An 804-nucleotide genomic window follows, 5' to 3' on the forward strand; every position below is an offset into this window, starting at 1 on the left:
CATCGCCCCGGCCAGGCGATCGATCTGCTGGTGGTGGGCCAGAAGGCGGCGATCGATGCTCTCAGGTCGGCCGGGCTGCCGCCGCGGGTGGAGGCGGTGCATTTCAACGCGTTGAGCGGGCTCGACCGCTGGGGCGGGATCGGCGGCATGGTCGTGCTCGGCCGCACGCTGCCCGCGCCGCGAACCGTCGAACTCAATGCCATGGCGCTGACCGGCCGCATGCCCGTGGCGAACCCGGAGGATGCGGGCTGGTGGTATTCGATGGTCGAGCGCCGGGTTCGGCTCGCGGGCGACCAGAGCTCCCCGCTCGCGATGGAGCGGCACGCCGACCCCATCGCCGAAGCCGTGCGCTGGTGCATCTGCGAAGGCGAGCTGATCCAGGCGATGGGGCGCGGTCGCGGGGTCAACCGCACCGCCGCCACGCCGCTCGAGATCGACCTGCTGACCGACGTTGTCCTGCCGGTCACCGTCGATGCGCTGGTGCCGTGGTCCGACCTCCGCCCGACCCGGCGCGACCTGATGGCACTCACCGGCATCGTGCTCGAGAACTCCGCCGACATGGCGGCCTGCTTCCCTGAGTTCTGGCCGGCCCGCGAGGCCGCGAAAAAGGACGGCCAGAGGAAGGGGACAAATGACTATTATAGAGATCTCTATAATAGCAGAATGTCCCCTTCCTCGGCAGAGGTGACCTATCGCCCGCAGGGTCCCGGCCATCGTGCCCGCACCGCGAGCGAGATGAACGGCATCCTTGTCCTGATCGAGGACCCCCTCGGCCTCGTCGAGCAGGTCGTCATCCTGAACCCG

At 68.8% G+C, this 804-nt stretch carries 1 pseudogene; it reads left to right on the forward strand.

The features are described 5' to 3' along the window. Positions 1-33: 33 nt before the first annotated feature. Positions 34-804, forward strand: a pseudogene (locus Q0938_RS19165) (hypothetical protein); the annotation flags it as partial.

The organism is uncultured Paracoccus sp., from assembly GCF_947496875.1.
Lineage (GTDB): Bacteria > Pseudomonadota > Alphaproteobacteria > Rhodobacterales > Rhodobacteraceae > Paracoccus.